This window comes from Bradyrhizobium retamae, assembly GCF_001440415.1.
Taxonomy (GTDB): domain Bacteria; phylum Pseudomonadota; class Alphaproteobacteria; order Rhizobiales; family Xanthobacteraceae; genus Bradyrhizobium; species Bradyrhizobium retamae.
Window position 1 is genome coordinate 82,968 of record NZ_LLYA01000170.1, and the last position, 15,727, is coordinate 98,694.

The 15,727-nt window shown below is 63.2% G+C and carries 16 protein-coding genes; 11 read left to right on the forward strand and 5 right to left on the reverse strand.

Annotated elements, in window-relative coordinates; all coding sequences use genetic code 11:
- Positions 1-420: 420 nt before the first annotated feature.
- Entirely contained in the window at positions 421-846 is a 426-nt protein-coding gene (locus CQ13_RS25740) for a hypothetical protein (RefSeq protein WP_156433909.1), read from the forward strand.
- 1,385 nt (positions 847-2,231) lie between these two features.
- Positions 2,232-2,606, forward strand: a complete 375-nt coding sequence (locus CQ13_RS25745) for a hypothetical protein (RefSeq protein ID WP_057845632.1) — start codon at positions 2,232-2,234, stop codon at positions 2,604-2,606.
- Positions 2,607-2,676: 70 nt separating this feature from the next.
- On the opposite strand, the gene CQ13_RS25750 is transcribed toward CQ13_RS25745, so the two are convergent.
- Both CQ13_RS25750 and CQ13_RS25755 read right to left on the reverse strand, forming a co-directional pair.
- Positions 2,677-3,963: a polysaccharide deacetylase family protein gene (locus tag CQ13_RS25750; RefSeq protein WP_245309311.1), complete on the reverse strand. Its 1,287-nt coding sequence runs from the start codon at positions 3,961-3,963 to the stop codon at positions 2,677-2,679.
- A gap of 185 nt (positions 3,964-4,148) precedes the next feature.
- Positions 4,149-4,895, reverse strand: coding sequence for a polysaccharide deacetylase family protein (locus CQ13_RS25755; RefSeq protein ID WP_057845839.1), 747 nt, complete (start codon positions 4,893-4,895; stop codon positions 4,149-4,151).
- A gap of 154 nt (positions 4,896-5,049) precedes the next feature.
- Here CQ13_RS25755 and mgtE point away from each other — a divergent pair, with 154 nt between their 5' ends.
- The 4 genes from mgtE to CQ13_RS25775 all read left to right on the forward strand — a co-directional run bounded on the left by mgtE (position 5,050) and on the right by CQ13_RS25775 (position 8,799).
- The gene (gene mgtE, locus CQ13_RS25760) at positions 5,050-6,486 is read left to right on the forward strand and encodes a magnesium transporter (protein ID WP_057845634.1); all 1,437 of its coding nucleotides are present in this window, start codon (positions 5,050-5,052) and stop codon (positions 6,484-6,486) included.
- Positions 6,487-6,630: 144 nt separating this feature from the next.
- Complete coding sequence (locus CQ13_RS25765) at positions 6,631-6,969, forward strand: helix-turn-helix domain-containing protein (RefSeq protein ID WP_057845840.1); 339 nt, start codon at positions 6,631-6,633, stop codon at positions 6,967-6,969.
- Between the two features lie 114 nt (positions 6,970-7,083).
- The gene (locus CQ13_RS25770; RefSeq protein WP_057845635.1) at positions 7,084-7,902 is read left to right on the forward strand and encodes an aldo/keto reductase; all 819 of its coding nucleotides are present in this window, start codon (positions 7,084-7,086) and stop codon (positions 7,900-7,902) included.
- Positions 7,903-8,016: 114 nt separating this feature from the next.
- Positions 8,017-8,799, forward strand: coding sequence for a hypothetical protein (locus tag CQ13_RS25775; RefSeq protein ID WP_245309314.1), 783 nt, complete (start codon positions 8,017-8,019; stop codon positions 8,797-8,799).
- Positions 8,800-8,857: 58 nt separating this feature from the next.
- Here CQ13_RS25775 and CQ13_RS25780 read toward each other — a convergent pair whose 3' ends face one another.
- Together CQ13_RS25780 and CQ13_RS25785 are read right to left on the reverse strand one after the other, a co-directional pair.
- Positions 8,858-9,652 carry a phytanoyl-CoA dioxygenase family protein gene (locus tag CQ13_RS25780; RefSeq protein ID WP_430649711.1) on the reverse strand — a complete coding sequence of 265 codons (795 nt, stop codon included), beginning with the start codon at positions 9,650-9,652 and terminating at the stop codon, positions 8,858-8,860.
- 263 nt (positions 9,653-9,915) lie between these two features.
- Positions 9,916-10,593, reverse strand: a complete 678-nt coding sequence (locus CQ13_RS25785) for a DUF599 domain-containing protein (protein WP_057845638.1) — start codon at positions 10,591-10,593, stop codon at positions 9,916-9,918.
- Between the two features lie 103 nt (positions 10,594-10,696).
- Between CQ13_RS25785 and CQ13_RS25790 the strand changes: the two genes are divergently transcribed.
- The 4 genes from CQ13_RS25790 (at position 10,697) to CQ13_RS25810 (ending at position 13,467) form a co-directional block, all read left to right on the forward strand.
- Positions 10,697-11,353, forward strand: coding sequence for a glutathione S-transferase family protein (locus CQ13_RS25790; protein WP_057845639.1), 657 nt, complete (start codon positions 10,697-10,699; stop codon positions 11,351-11,353).
- Positions 11,354-11,643: 290 nt separating this feature from the next.
- Entirely contained in the window at positions 11,644-11,847 is a 204-nt protein-coding gene (locus CQ13_RS25800; RefSeq protein WP_108517906.1) for a hypothetical protein, read from the forward strand.
- Positions 11,848-11,998: 151 nt separating this feature from the next.
- Complete coding sequence (locus CQ13_RS25805) at positions 11,999-12,970, forward strand: hypothetical protein (protein ID WP_057845641.1); 972 nt, start codon at positions 11,999-12,001, stop codon at positions 12,968-12,970.
- A 56-nt stretch (positions 12,971-13,026) separates the two neighbouring features.
- Entirely contained in the window at positions 13,027-13,467 is a 441-nt protein-coding gene (locus tag CQ13_RS25810) for a DUF1489 family protein (RefSeq protein WP_057845841.1), read from the forward strand.
- A 146-nt stretch (positions 13,468-13,613) separates the two neighbouring features.
- Here CQ13_RS25810 and panC read toward each other — a convergent pair whose 3' ends face one another.
- Positions 13,614-14,465 carry a pantoate--beta-alanine ligase gene (gene panC / locus CQ13_RS25815; RefSeq protein WP_057845842.1) on the reverse strand — a complete coding sequence of 284 codons (852 nt, stop codon included), beginning with the start codon at positions 14,463-14,465 and terminating at the stop codon, positions 13,614-13,616.
- Positions 14,466-14,787: 322 nt separating this feature from the next.
- On the opposite strand from panC, the gene CQ13_RS25820 reads away from it, so the two are divergent.
- Positions 14,788-15,723, forward strand: coding sequence for a division plane positioning ATPase MipZ (locus tag CQ13_RS25820; protein WP_057845642.1), 936 nt, complete (start codon positions 14,788-14,790; stop codon positions 15,721-15,723).
- Positions 15,724-15,727: the final 4 nt, after the last annotated feature.

Consider the following 15,727-nt stretch of genomic DNA (forward strand, 5'->3'; position numbering starts at 1 on the left):
CGGTCAGACAGGCTAACGGGTTCAGGCCAACGCAGGATGGCTGTGTTGGTGGTTGGCTGCTGCAACCGACCAAGGCGACAGCCAGCGCGCAAATAAGGAGCGTCCTCAATCGATCCTCCTGAAGAGGTTGAGTGCTGCCCGCAATTCTTGCGGCTTGAAGGAGTTTGCGCTGATCCTCAATCAATGATGCAAAACGGTTAAATGCGCATTAAGCGTAGGCCACGCGCAGCTTGATGCGCCGGCATGGTTAATGCCTGAGCCAGTGCCGCTTCGGATGAACAGAAGCGACCCGGCACTTTCCCACGGTGCTTGCATTCACACGTCTGCCTTTTCGTTGCTTTCTTCCATACGGGATTTCGCCACGAATCGGTCGCCATGCTCATGCGCTGGGGTTTTTCATCGAATGATGGAGAATGACCGATGGCGAGTATCGAACGACTTCACAAAACTGCGCCGCTGGATTTAGCCAAGCTTGAGGAAGATGTCGTAGGGAGCCTTCCTGCAATCAGGGCGGCTCCATCGGGGCCGATGCCGGACTACGTCGAGCATGAAGAGGGCGTCACCCGCGTCGGTGCGCTCACAGCCGAAGCTGTAGTGCGTGACTATGAAGCCGCCGCCAAGGAAATCGAAGCCATGGGAGCAGAGCTGATCAGCGCAGCGAACAAATGCGAGGCAATGACCGCCGAAGTGCATAATGCCATTGCCTTCATGCGCGACACCGCAGCGTCCTATCGTGAAGAAGCCAAGAAGATTTTCAAGCGCATCGAGGAATGCTCGATCTTTACCGAGCACGTGCGGAAGACCTGCGAGACCGTCAAACTGAAGATGATTGAAGGCAAAGTGTAGCATTGTAAGGGACATCGATCAGGTTTGCCGTCCCGACGGGAGGCAATGCTTTTCTAGTAGTGTGTGTGAATTGCGGCACACGCTGGTGCCGTGAATCAGCTTATTTTGTACTCCTCCCTAGACTCGAACCCGTCGCGAATGACGGGTTCTCTTTGTACTAGCCGACGTGCCAGCAGCGGCACTGCGGTTGCCGCACGCAGTTGCTCGGAGAGGTCTTAATGCCTTCCAGCCGGCAGCTCCATTCTGGCTAGGACGTATTCACTTAACTAGCCCACGTGCCGTCTCACGCATTCCGTCCAGCGTGCACGAGCGACACCGAGCACGTTCGATCGGCAGCCACTCTGGCGGAACCAGAGTGCCGGCCCATCTGCGTTGCGCCACGCGATCATTGCTGTCGCGCAGGCTCCGCGCGAGGAAAGGTTCCTATCGCGCGCCATAGAGCCGCTCGCGCATTTGGCCGCAGTAAAAATTGGAACGAAAGCAGCGTCTGCAAATTTCCGGGGCTTCGACAGCTACCAAGGAGACGATCATGAAGGTATTAGCGATCACAGTAGCATTGTTCTTTGCGCTCGGCTCAACGTTGGCTCTCGCTCAAGGTGGCGGAGGCGGGGGAGCCGGAGGAGCCGGCGGCGCTGGTGCAGGCGCAGGTGCGGGCACCGGTGGCGCCGCGGGTGCCGGCGGTGCGGCAGGGACTGGGGGAGCGGCAGGCGCGGGCACGGGCGGAGCCGACGCGGGTGGAGCGGGCACAAGCGGAGCGGCTGGTGGCACTTCCGGTAGCGCCGCCGGCGGCGGCCCTAATACGCCGGACGAAGAAACGAAGCGAAAGACGAAGAGGTAAAAGCAGCCGGCTTGGCCGACAAAAGACCTCACATGTCGAAAGGCCGGCATGCGGCGCGGAAAGACTATGAGATGCGCGAGGATCTTATCAGCCATCCATTAGGGCTTAGCGCTTCGCGGTGCTCGGGCAATTTCCCGGCTTCGAGGATGGCGGAGCGCTGAGCTACGGGAGACCGGCGCTCCCTTGTGTATTTGCCTGAGCGGTGAAGCACGTCATTCTCGCTCTTTCTTCTTCGTCGGGGCAAGCTCGCTTTGGCCGCGCCAAGCGGACTGTGGGAACAAAGATTCGTCTTGTCCGCCCCCTTAAGTCATTCTTGCTGAGTGATTCGGGGTCGCCGGTGCACCACAGACGGCGCCGTTTGGACCTTATTGCCGACGGCTGAAGGCGAAGGCGCGTGTCCGCAAGGACACGGCCGCGCGATTCCTTCTGGGGCTGGGTGATGGTTGCTGCCCTGATGTCGCATCGTTCGCGTAAACTGAACCAGCCTTGCCGGTGATTCCGGCTCTCTGACCACGGTTCTGCATGTCAGGCCATCCGGAGCACATGAATGCTATTTCTGAGCTACGCCTATCGATTCCTCTCCAACTTCGTGTTCCTGGCGCTGGTCTATTTTGCTCTGAATTTCCTCGAAAAGTACCAGCATCGCGTGGTCGTCGCGGTTCTCGTGCTGGTTTATGCCGGCATGCATGCGGCGTCCGCGCTGCGGTCGTTTCATTTCTTCCAGCGCATCGAACGGCTGGAACTGGAGGCCCGCCGTTTGGTGGCGGCGCTGGGCGAGGGGCCGAGTTCGACATCTACGCGCAAGCAGGTGATCGCCGAAGTCAGCGGGCTCCGCCAAGCCGGCGAGATCAAGGCCTATATCGACCTGCTGTTTCTCGCCATCGTCATCCTGCTCTGCATTGCCAAGATCGTGGCCAATTGAGCCCTTGTCGCGAATGGCGGGCGAGCGGTGCCCGACGTCAGGAAAATGAATCGGGCGGGACCACGGCCGATCAGCGCTTTTTCAAGCCCGCAACGCGAACCGACCGCCGCTTGGCTTGTGCCGTCGGCTTCGGCGCGGTACCGCTGGCGCCCTCCGGCGCCTGTGCGGTCTGTCCGGCTGATGTCGGCGGCTGAGCGGTCGCTGCGCGGTCGTGGCGACGGGATTTCCCGGCGAGGCTTGCCGAGGAGACTTCCGTTGACCGAACTTGCGCAATCGACGTCGTCCGCCGCGCGGAGAGGGCCAGCATGGCTACACTGGTTGATTCCGGGATCTTGAAAATGCTCTCCGCCGGAATCGGCAGCGCGGCCAGCTTGCCGGCCGGCGGCAAACTCGTCTGGCGCGGCCACGGCGTTGCCGGTGGCAGGGGTACACCGCGCCCGCGTCGCCGGGCGTGCGCACCAGCATCGGCCGTGTGCCAGTCGAGATTGGACAAGGCCGGGACGGGCAGCGCGGCGGGGCCGGCAGCAGCGAATTTCGAGACCTTCGGCCAGCGCGAAATCGCCATCACTTCCGACGGCGGACGCAACTGCCATTGCCGCGGCTCGGTCGGCGTCGCCGGCCGCTCCGGCGTCGCCGGCACCACATGGACAATGCGATAGCCGCGCGCCTTCAGTTCGCTCAGGATTCTCGGCAGCGCCGTGACCGTGCGTGGCTGAATGTCGTGCAGCAGCAGGATGCCTTTTCCCTTGGCCTCCAGCCGTTTGAGCGCGAGCTCATAAACGCGCGCGGCGGACACATCGCGCCAGTCATCGGCCGGGAAGTCGGCGCTCCAGAGCTGAAGTCCCTTGGAAGCGGCGAATTCCTCGATCTCGTTGGTGCGGCGCAGTCCGGGAATGCGCAGGAACGGCGCGGGCGCGGTGCCGTCGCCGAGCGCCGCGGTCACCGATGCGATGCCTTGTTCGATCTCCTGTTTGGAGCGATCGAACGGCAGGCGATCCATGCCGCCTGGATGGTTCTGGGTGTGGGTGGCGACCGTGTGACCGGCATCGCGCACCTTGCGCACGCCTTCGGGATTGGCGTTGGCCTGGCTGCCGACCAGGAAGAAGGTCGCCTTCGCGCAATGGGCAGCGAGAATATCGAGAATCTGGTTGCTGTATTTCGGCAGCGGTCCGTCGTCAAAAGTCAGCACCACCTCACGGTCTTCGAGTGGCAGCGTCTTGCCATACTGCATGGTGCCGATGACGGGATGGGCGCGCGGATCGACCACGATGGTGCGTGAGGTGCCGATGGCGTCAGGATGACCGGGGCACTTGGCGGCGGAAGCTGTTTGTACGGTGAGGCAGGCCAGCGCTCCCATGCACAAAGCGGCCCATGGCCGCGCTCGGGGGCCTTCGAATACGCTAACAATCATTGAACACCGGCTTCATTCCAGCCCTTGGTTCTGACGACCAGCACCAAGGTTCATTCTTCCAGGCAAGCCATGCTTACACGAGACGCGATGAATCGTGCTTTAATCGACTGAACTTCATGCCGATTTTGGCTCTAATGTGCCTTGCCGGACACGGTTTGGGCATCAGCCGGGACGAGGTGGACCACGCGGTAATGATTGTCGCGGAGGTAACGCAGAAAGGCCGGCAGCATCGAAGCGGTCTGCGCCTTCGGATCGTGCAGCAGGATGATGCCCTTGCGGGCAATTTGCAGCCGGTCGGTGAGCAGTTTCAACTGTTGCTCCGGCGTCATATGATTCCAATCGCAGGCCCAGAGATCGGCGCCGAACACGGCGATACCGCGCTTTTGCAAGGTCTCCAGCGTGGCGGGCGTCATTTCAAAATAGGGGAAGCGAAAGAACGGCGTGGTTGGGGTCGTGGTGGCCGTGCCGTGCAGCGCCGTTTCGACTGCCGCGATGCCCTTGTCGATCTCGCCGATGGCAGCCTCCGGCTTCATGGATTTGAGATTGTGGTGGGTCCAGGTGTGGTGCGCGATGGTATGGCCCTGGGCGGCCATTCTTCGCACCAGTTCGGGATGTTCGGAGGCGCGCCTTCCGAGCAGGAAGAAGGTGGCGCGCACGCATTCCTGCGCCAGTGCCGCCAGTATCTTCTGGTCCGTCGGCCGCCACGGTCCGTCGTCGAAGGTCAGCACCACCTCGTGGTCTTCCAGCGGAAGCGTCTGTGGAAAGCTCTTGAGGCCCACGCGCGGGTAGGTAGCGGCATCCACCGCGAGAACGCGTGAGGTGCCGAGCGCGTCCTTGCGGGGACATTCGGCAGCCGTCGCCGCCGCAGTCAAGGTCATCAATGTCGCAACCGCCGAGCACAGCGCCGCGCCGAATTTCCGGGTCATTTGCCGTTGGTGATATTTGGCATTGCGCATGGCGCAGCCGATTGGGTAATGCGTCAAGCGTAGCTCAGACGAGTTCGCTCATTCTGTCAAACTGGCGAGGCGCGGCATGGCCGAGAATATCGACGTTGCCCAAACCGCCGAAGCGCGACCGGGCCAGGGATCGGTGCTCGACCATCTCTTGATGCGGGACGAGGAGGGGCAGCTCCGCCGCGAGTTTGTCGAGGAGATGACGCGCGCGATCCATGCTGCCGACCGGCCGTTGTTGTGCGAGGTGGTGGCGGAACTACACGAGGCCGATCTCGGCGATTTGATCGCGGCCCTCGAGCCCGAGGACCGCGTCACCCTCGTCGAGATCACGGGCACCGATTTCGATTTCTCGGCGCTCAACGAGGTTGACGACGCCGTCCGCGAGGAGATCCTCGAGGAACTCGAGCCGGAGACGGTCGCCGAGGGCGTTCGCGAACTGGAGTCCGACGACGCCGTCCAGTTGCTCCAGGGCCTCGACGAGGAGGACCAGGAAGAGATCCTCGAAAGGCTGTCGCCGCCCGAACGCGTCGCGATCGAGCGCGTGCTGCTCTATCCGGAAAATTCCGCCGGCCGCCGGATGCAGACCGCGTTTATCTCGGTGCCGCCGGATTGGACGGTCGGGCAGGCGATCGACTACATGCGCGACACGCCCGATCTGCCTGACCGCTTCTACGAGATCTACGCGGTCGATTCCGAACAGCACTGGCAGGGCGCGGTTTCGCTCGACACGCTGTTGCGGGCACGCCGCCCGGTGCCGCTTGTCGACCTGATCGAGGAAGACCGCCGCCGCGTCTCCGTGCTCGACGACCAGGAAGAGGTCGCGCGGATGTTCGGCAAGTACAATCTGGTTGCGGCCCCCGTCGTCGACACCACCAACCGGCTGGTCGGCGTCATCACCATCGACGACGTCGTCGACGTCATCGAGGAAGAGGCCGATGAAGACCTGAAGGCGCTCGGCGGCGTCACCAGCGACGAAGAATTGTCCGACAATGTCTGGACCATCGCACGCGGCCGATTCAATTGGCTCCTGGTCAATCTGGCGACCGCGTTTCTGGCGTCCTCCGTGCTCGGCCTGTTCGAGGGTCAGCTCGAGAAGATGGTGGCGCTCGCCGTGCTCGCGCCGATCGTGGCGAGTCAGGGCGGCAATGCCGCGACCCAGACCATGACGGTGGCGGTGCGGGCGCTGGCGACCCGCGAACTCGGTTCCAACAATGCCTTCCGCGTCGTCATGCGCGAGGCGATGGTCGGCCTCGTCAACGGTCTCGCTTTTGCCGTCATCACGGGCGTCGCGGCGGTGGCATGGTTCAAGATCCCCGGCTTGGGCGTCGTGATCGGCCTCGCCATCATCTGCAATCTGGTGGCCGGCGCGCTCGGCGGCATCCTGATCCCGATGGTGCTGGACCGGGTGCGCGCCGACCCGGCAGTGGCGTCGGGAACTTTCGTCACGACGATCACCGACGTGGTCGGCTTCTTCTCGTTTCTCGGCATCGCCACGCTGTGGTTCGGGCTGAAGTAGCATAGCGTTTTCAAGCGAAAGCCTGCCCCGGATTTGATCCGGGGTGGATGGTTCGCGTGAAGAAAACGCGTCAGAACGAGGTCTCATTTATCGTTAATCGGACTTTAAGGCGCTTCGCCGATGATGTTGGCCCACGAGGTCAACATGCAGCGGTTGCGGCTGAAAGCGGACGGGCGGATCGTCGAACTGCGTGACGGGCAGGAGTTCCCGCTCGTGCCGACAATGCCTTCAACCGCGACCGTCATGCCTGACGCAGCGCCGGGCGAAACCCCCGCGCTGCCTGCCGTGCGCGACCTTCGTCGTCGCGCCTGCCTGACCCAGATCGAATTCGCGGCGCGGCTCGGCGTGCCCGTCGAAACCATCCGGAATTGGGAGCAGGGCAAGCGCGTGCCGCGGGGGCCGGCGCGGGCGCTACTCGCGGTGATCGCCCATTCGCCGGAAACCGTATTCGCCGCGCTGGCCACGGAACCGTCGCCGGCCTAGCGCTTATCTTGGTGCGCTTCTTCACGCGTACCGGAATTCGCTCCGCTCGAAGCGCTATCTGTTGGCACGGCTGTTTCCGCAGCCCATAATGGGGGCGGTCCGCGGATACAACCAATGCTGTTTGTCGAAGCCAATGGCGCAAAAATCCCGGCGATCGGGCTGGGTACCTGGGAATTGCGCGGACGCACCTGCGCGCGGATCGTCGAGCAGGCATTGCGGCTCGGCTATCGCCACATCGACACCGCACAGATGTATGACAATGAACGCGAGGTCGGCGAGGGGCTGCGGGCTGCGGGCGTGAAGCGCGATCAGATTTTTCTCACCACCAAGGTCTGGCCCTCGCATTTCGCACCCCACGATCTGGAACGTTCCGCCAAGGAAAGCCTGGTGCGGCTGCGCCTGACCGAGGTCGATCTGTTGCTGCTGCACTGGCCGAACCCGCAGGTGCCGCTGGTGGAGACGTTGGGCGCGCTGGCACGGGTCAGGCAGCAGGGCCTCGCCCGCCACATCGGCATATCCAATTTCACCGTGGCCTTGATCGAGGAGGCGGTGGCGGCATGCCCGGAACCGCTGGTCTGCGACCAGGTCGAGTACCATCCCTATCTCGACCAGATCAAAGTGAGGGAAGCTTGTGCCCGTCACGGCATGGCGCTGGTGGCCTATAGCCCGGTCGCCAGGGGCCGCATCAAAAGCGATCGCGTGATGCAGCGGATCGGCGACCGCTATCGCAAGACGGCGGCGCAAATCTGCCTGCGCTGGCTGGTGCAGCAGGGCGTGGCGGCAATTCCGCGCACCTCGAAACTCGAACGGCTCTCGGAGAACATCGAGATCTTCAATTTCGAACTGTCGGACGAGGACATGCAGGAGATCTCCGCCATGGGCAGCGCCGGCGGCCGGCTCACGGATTTCGGCTTCGCGCCGAAATGGGATTGAGGAGCCGCGCCGCCGAACGCTATTCTGGCGACCGTAAGAGACGAACCTCATTTCGGTACAATGGAGCTGCGGCGGATCATACCTGCTGAGATCACGGCGTCGGCAGTCGCACATGTGTCGCTGCTGACGCTGTTCCTGCTGTTTTCGGAGGTGCATCCGTTCGGCTCGGTGACCGCCGAGCAGGTCCCGGTCGAGATCGTTACGCCGCAGGAAATTCCCGAACAGCCAAAGCCGGCCGAACAGCAAGCCGCTGAGACCAGGGCGGAGCCGGCGCCAATCCCGCAGCCTGATTTCTCGCCACTGGAAACGCCTGCCGCTGCCAGTCCACCTCCGCCATCAGGGCAGCTACAGCCGTCACCGCAGAAGCAGGCTGCGCTTGCTGCGCCGCTCGCCGCCCCGCCGCAGCCGGTGGCACAGCCATCATCGCAACCGGCGGCGCCAGCGTACACGCCGCCCGAGCCGGATATCTCGATCAAGTATCACGTGCTGCTGGGCTTGCCGCCCGACATCGCGCTGCAGCCGCAGGCACCGACGCAAGCTCACAACAAGGACGACGACAATTTCGATGGGCCGGCGACCGAAACCGCCGACATCTCGAGCACGCTGATCGCGGAATTTCGGCGGCACCTCAAGACCTGCTCGAAACTGCCGGCCTCGCTGTCGGGCACCGACGACGTCAAGGTCAAGCTGCGTGTCCTGATGACGCCGGACGGCAGGCTCGCCGCCGAACCGATCCTGATCGAGGCCAGCGCCTCCATGAAGGGACCATTGCTGATGCAGGGCGCCATCTCCGCGCTTTCGGCCTGCCAGCCCTATGCCATGCTGCCGGTGGACCGCTACGGCGAATGGAAGGTGCTCGACCTCAGCTTTACGCCGCAGGATTTTACGAGCGGCTAGCAACTTTCGCGAATGCCGCCCGGTTCGGTGGCCCAACCCGGACGGCATCGTTCGCTTCTCAGTCCTGGTTTTTCTGGAACGCGCGCCGGATCGCCGTTTCGACCGGCGAATAATCGCCGTCCTCCCGTTCAAGCAGGATCGGTTCGGCCGGATGCAGGGGCGGCTGCGCCATGAATCGTGGCCTCGAACCGCGATGCGGTTGCGCGGCGTGGATTAGGAAGGGATGACATAAATAGACCGTGCCGGCCTTTCCGACGGCAAGCGCTTCTGGACGCTCGGCCGCCACGTCGGCGAGCATCAGGTGCGACATGCCGGCTTCTCCCGCAGGTTCGAGCAGTCGCGCCATATCGAGGTGCGAGCCCACCCGGATACGCGTCGGCGCATCCAGTTCGCCAATATCGGAAAACAGGAAGAGCATCAGCAGCGCGCGGCCACGCGATGTCACGTTGACTCGCCACGAGGCGAAATCGTTGCGCTCGTTTGGATCGTCCGACGGGCCAGGGAAGCTGAGGTCGACGTGCCAGCCGGTATCGCCGGGATCCTCGGCATGCGGGAAGCGCACCGGAAAACTGCCGAGGTCCGCGCGCGGTCGCCAGCGGCCGCTTCCGACGAGTTGATCGAAGGCTGCGTGGAGCAGCAGTGTGTTCACCGCTTTCCGAAACGGCTCCTGTCCGTAATAGCCGAGCCGGATCACCGGCCGCGTCCAGGTTTTCTTGTCGAAGGGATCGCATCCGGTGTCGCGCCAGAGAATGGCGCGGGCTTCCGCGGCGAGCTGCTCGGGGAAAGCGTTGTCCAGTCGGACGAAGCCGTCTTGAACAAACTGATTCAGTTGTGCGTCGCTGAGCGCGTGCACGTGTCGAATTGTATTAGAAGGCATGAAATCCTCATATCGCTTGGCCAGCCAGCATCATCGCGCGCAGCGAGAATGGGGCGGCTCATTCGGTCATTGAACGCGCTGGCGCCGAACGGCACAGACGCGCTCGTTTCCGCCGCTGGTGCGGGCAACCGTTAGCGGCTGAGGAAAAAGGCCGAAGCGATATTGAAGATGCGGATCATCATATGGTGGCCGGAGAAATAGCACAGGCGTGTTGAGGCATCAATGAAGCCACCAGCCCGTCAGTTCCCCATCGCCCGCCAGGCGTTCGAGGCGAACTGCCGCCGCCACGTTACGATCACGACGAGTGCGGTCGTGATCAGCAACACCCAGGGGCTGACGAACCAGCCGAGATAGCCGAGCGCGAAGAAGAACGCGCGCTGGCCGCGGTTGAAATGCCGCCCCGCCGCCTCGAACAGGCGCGTCGTGCGCATGACATGGGCTTCTGCTTCCGCCGTGTCGCGCTGTGACGAGGGCGGCATCGCGCCGAGCAGGATCGCGACATAGTTGAACAGACGGTATGACCAGGCGAATTTGAAGAAGGCGTAGATGAAGATCAGGATCAGCCCGACGCATTTGATCTCCCAAAGCGCCGGCGAGGGGGTGAGATCGACCGGCAGCTCGCGAAGCACGGCCAAGGCGTCGTTGGTCGCCCGCAGCAGCGCCAGCGCGCCGCCGATCGCGATCAGGCTGGTGGAGGCGAAGAAGGCGGTGCCATTTTGCAGCGAGGCCATGATCTGCATGTCGACCATGCGTGCCTCGCGATCGAGCATGTTGCGCACCCAGACCTCGCGGTAGGCATTCATGCGCGCCGACAGGCTGTCGCGGCCGTAAGCTGTGTGTTCGAGCGTGAAGCCATAGGCCAGCCACTCGACGACGAAGAAGGCGACGGCGGCGATATCGACCCAATAGGCGCCCATGTGGCGGCATCCCCGATGATGGCTTGCGCGATCGTGATGTACAGATTGGACGGGTGCCGTGCACTATGGCAAGATGCCGGTCCCAACAGGATTTCCCCCGCAAATGTTGAAACTGGTCATCGGCAACAAGAACTATTCGTCATGGTCGATGCGGCCATGGCTGGCGCTGCGCGTCAATAACATCCCCTTTGAGGAGGTATTCATCCCGCTCTACACCAACGATAAGGCGGACAAGGACCGGATCCTGAGCTTTTCGGATTCGGGCAAGGTGCCGACGCTGATCGATGGCCATGTCACGGTGTGGGATTCGCTCGCAATCATCGAGTATCTCGCCGAGAAATACCCGCAGGCGAAGCTGTGGCCGGAAGACCGCGCCCGCCGGGCGCATGCGCGTTCGATTTCGGCAGAAATGCATTCGGGATTCATGGCGCTGCGCAACGAATGCGGCATGAACCTGCACCGCCCAATCGGTGCCGTCGATCTGTCCGACGATGCACGCGCCAATGTGGCGCGCATTCAGGAGATCTGGTCCGATTGTAATCGCTGTAACGGCAAGGATGGACCGTTCCTGTTCGGCACGTTCGGCGGAGCAGACGCGATGTTTGCGCCGGTGGTGCATCGCTTCCGCACCTATGCGATCGAAGTGGAGGGCGAGGCGAGACACTATTTCGATGCGATGATGTCGTTGCCGGCATTCCAGGAATGGACTCGCGCCGGCCTTGCCGAAACGCTTGTCATCGATCGGTTCGAGACGGTCTGACGATGGAGCGAGCCGGCGGGGTCCTGCGGCTCCGCCCGCGGCTTGCGGCCCTCGATCAATCTGCCGCCGGACTGTCCGATTTTGGGAAAGACGGCTTCGACGGCGGGTACGCGGATAATCGGGAACCCCCTGGATTGGCGTTTATCGCCCTGAAAAACATGCAGAATTTGCGCATTTGCCATGCCTCGATGCCACTGGCTTTTGGGCGATGGCCTGTGCTAGGTTGCCGCAGGGTTCTCAAGTCGGCCGAAAGCTAGCGGGACCGTGAGCGCGGCCGGCGTTCTTGCGTAATGGAGAGGGCGTTGAAGCATAAGTACTCCGTTGGAGAGACTGTCTATTTTACTGCCAGCAACGTGGCCCGTCCGGCCGCCAGCGGCACCTATGAGGTGATCCGGCTGCTGCCGACTGATGGCGACGACTGTCAGTATCGCATCAAAAGCTCGACCGAAGCTTTCGAACGGGTCGCCAAGGAAAGCCAGCTCGCGATTTCCTAAAACAGTTGTGCGCAAGCAGCCGGCTGACGGAGTTCCATTCAAAGCGCCGTCAAAAGGCCCCGTTCGCAGAACCATTCTGCCGAAAAGCGAATGCGATAAAGACGCATTCGCCTTTCGATCGCGTTTGATGCTGCGTTGAGGGACACTGCGCATGAACTGGACCTGGGCTGCTTCGCTGGATCAGATCTGGCGCTCGCCGAACCTTCCTTTGTACCTGACGCTGGCCACGGCCGGCTTTGTCGGGCTTGTCGTTCTGATCACGCTGCTGCGCTCGGAGAGATCCGTGGCCAACGGCGTGCTGGCGCTCATCACGCTGCTGGCGATCGGCGTCGCAGGAGCCGTGACCTTCCGCGGTTTCGGCACGGCAAACGCGGTTCAGCCGACGGAGGCGCGGCCGGTTCCAACGGCCACTGCCGCATTGCCGCAGCTTTCCTGTATCGACGAGCTCGCCGGTGATGCCGTCCTCGCCGCATGCGAGAAGGCACTGTTCGGTTCGGCCGAGTCGGTGGCGGCGGCGGTCGCCTACGCCGCCTCGCAGATCACGCTGTTGACCTCGCTGGGCGATGTCGCCACCGCGAATAACGGGGCGGGCTCCGATTTGCTGGCGCTGCGCCGCGCCGTCGAGCGCGACCGTTACGGGTTGATGGCCTATGTGCTGACGGCGCGCGACCGTTGTACGCCGGCGGCCTGCCGCGCGTTCCGCTCGCTGACCGACACGCGCCAGGTCGCGGCCAACATGGAAGACCGTGTCTACGAAAGTCTGGTCATGCGCCACGCGGCGTCGTGGAACGCGCCGCCGCAGACTGCCGCCGGCATGATGGCGGCGCTACCACCGTCCCAGCCGACAGGGAAGCCGACCAATGCCGAATTCCCGACCTCGGCCTCTACTCCGCCGGTCAGCATCATGACCCCCGAGCCGGTGGCGAAGCCGTCGCCACCGGCCACTGCTGCGCCGGCATCGCCAGCCGCGCCGCGACCGGCCGCGGCGACACCGCCGTCACCCGCGCCTTCGCCCGCAGTCGCGGCTGCCAAGAAGCCGCCTCCGGCGCCGAAGCGGCCGTCCACTGCGGCGCCGGTCCAGCTCGCGCCGTCGGCTTCGGGGGCTGCCGAAAACGAACAGTGATCTCCACAAGGAGTGATCTTTTCAAAGCGTCCCTGGGCCGCTACATCGGCGGGATCATGCCGCTTCATCTCATTAAGCTCGCCGTTGGCTGCGAGTCGGTCAAAGAACTCAAAGGGTGGGTTGCCGAACGGATGGCAACCGCCAAGAAAAAGGGCCTGCCGCTTCGTCACGTTCACATCACGCGGATGACGCCGAAGCGCGACGGCGAGATCCTCGCCGGCGGCTCGCTCTACTGGGTCATCAAGGGTGAAATCGCCGCCCGCGAAAAGATCGTCGCGATCGAACCGTTCCGCGACAAGGACGGTATCGGGCGGTGTCGCCTGGTGATGCAGCCCAAGGTGTTTGCAGTCTCGCCGCGGCCGATGCGCCCGTTCCAGGGCTGGCGCTATTTGACAGAGGACGCAGCACCCCCGGACCTCACCAAATCCGCCGCCGCTGGCGTTGCCGCGATGCCGGAACCGATGCGGCGCGAATTGCGCGACCTGGGGCTGCTCTGACCGGGCCCGCGGCTACGTCCTAGAGCGTTTTCCAGCGAAGCATGCCCTCGGACTTGATCCGTGGGTGGACACCGGTTCGCGTCAAGAAAACGCGACAAAACAAGAATCTAGAGCCCGGTTCTGATTCAATCAGAACCGAAAAGGCTCTAGACGCCGATGTTATCGATCAAGCGGGTCGTGCCGAGCTTCGCGGCGACGAGGATCCGCACCGGCCCTTCTTTGATCGATGCGATCGGCGCCAGCGTCCCGGCGTGACGGGCCTCGAAATAGTCCAGCGCGAACCCGGCGGCGGTGATCAGTTCGCGGCCGCCCGCCATCGCGGCCTCGAAATCCTCGCCGGCCTTCAGCCGTTTTGCGCTTTCCTTCATGGCGCGATAGAGGGTCGGTGCCGTCTGCCGTTCCTCGGCCGAGAGGTAGACGTTGCGCGAGGACATCGCCAGCCCGTCGCGTTCCCGCACGGTGCGCGAGCCGATCACCTTGACGCCGAGGTCGAGATCGGCGGCCATTTGCGTCACCACCCGCAGTTGCTGAAAGTCCTTCTCGCCGAAGATCGCGACGTCCGGCCAGACCTGCGTGAACAGCTTGCCAACCACGGTGGCGACACCGCCGAAGAAATGCGGCCGGAAACGATCCTCGAGCCCGGCGGTAGCCGGACCTTCGGGCACGATCCTTGTGGCGAAGCCGTCGGGGTACATTGCCTTGACGTCTGGATTCCAGACCAGGTCGACCTTCTCGGCGGTGAGTTTGGCGAGATCGGCCTTCCAGGTGCGCGGGTAGGAGCCGAAATCCTCCGTCGGCGCGAACTGCGTCGGGTTAACGAAGATCGAGACGACGACGTTCTGTGCGCGACGCTTGGCGAGCCGGACCAGCGACATGTGTCCGTCATGAAGCGCACCCATGGTCGGCACCAGCGCGACGGAGGCCTTGCGGGCGCGCAAGGCCTCGACGGCGCGGCGCAATGCGGGAACGGTACGGATGACCATGGGACTTCGCGACATCTGGCCTCGATCTCTTGCAGCTTGTGACGGGGTGAGGGGGCCGGTGGCCCCGATACTTTCGGCAGGCGCGCCGACCTTATAAGGCCAGAGCTTTGCCGCCAAGGTTACTCGGGAATGGCAAGCCTGCGGCAGCTCAACGCGAAAGCTAGATGTGTGCGCCTCGCTGGTCGAATAGACTGCGAACAGATCGCTGCAACGGAACGAAATCCGCACCATCGGATTCATGATTAAGACACACCGCGAGCGAATTGAATGCGTCGTCACGCATTTCACTTGACCGCAGCCGCGCTGTGATTTGAAGATATCGAGCGAGGGTTGAATCATGTTGCTTCAGGCGAGTCAGGGTCAATTTGGTTCGGCGCATGTCGTCGTGCTCGGCAACGAGAAGGGCGGTTCTGGAAAATCCACCACCGCCCTGCATATCGCCGTTGCCCTGCTGAAGGCCGGGCAGCGCGTCGCCACCATCGACCTCGACTGCCGCCAGCAGAGTTTTACCCGCTACATCGCCAACCGGAGTGCGTGGGCCCGCCGCACCGGTCTCGATCTCGAAATCCCCGTGCACTACTGCATTAAGCTCGGCGAGACGATGCAGATCGCCGACAACGAAAACTCCGAGTTCCAGCAGTTTGCGGCGGCGGTCGGCACGGTCGAGCGCGCTTTCGACTTCATCGTCATCGATACGCCCGGTTCGGACTCCTACCTGATGCGGCTGGCGCATTCGATGGCCGACACGCTGGTGACCCCGATCAACGACAGCTTCCTCGATTTCGACGTGCTCGGCACTGTCGATCCTGCAACCTACACGGTAACCGGCGCGAGCCATTATGCGGAGATGGTGCGCGACACCAGGCGCAAGCGCCGCCAGCTCGACGGCGCCACCACCGACTGGATCGTGGTGCGCAACCGCCTGTCGATGATCGGATCGCGCAACAAGCAGCTCGTCGCCGACAGTCTGAAGGACCTTTCGCTGCGGCTCGGCTTCCGCTCCATCGATGGATTCGCCGAGCGGGTGGTCTACCGCGAATTCTTCCCGCGCGGATTGACGGCCCTAGACAACATCGACGAAACTACCCTCGGCACCCGGCCCAGCATGGGCCATGTCACCGCGCGCGAGGAAGTGACCAGTCTGTTGCGCCAGCTCAAGCTGCCGCTCGACGAGCGCGGCCGCCGACGCGCCGCCAACCGTGCCGAATGGTTCACCCAAGTCGACAAGCCGCTCGAGGTCCACGACATCATCGGCGACATCATCAGCGCCTGATCTC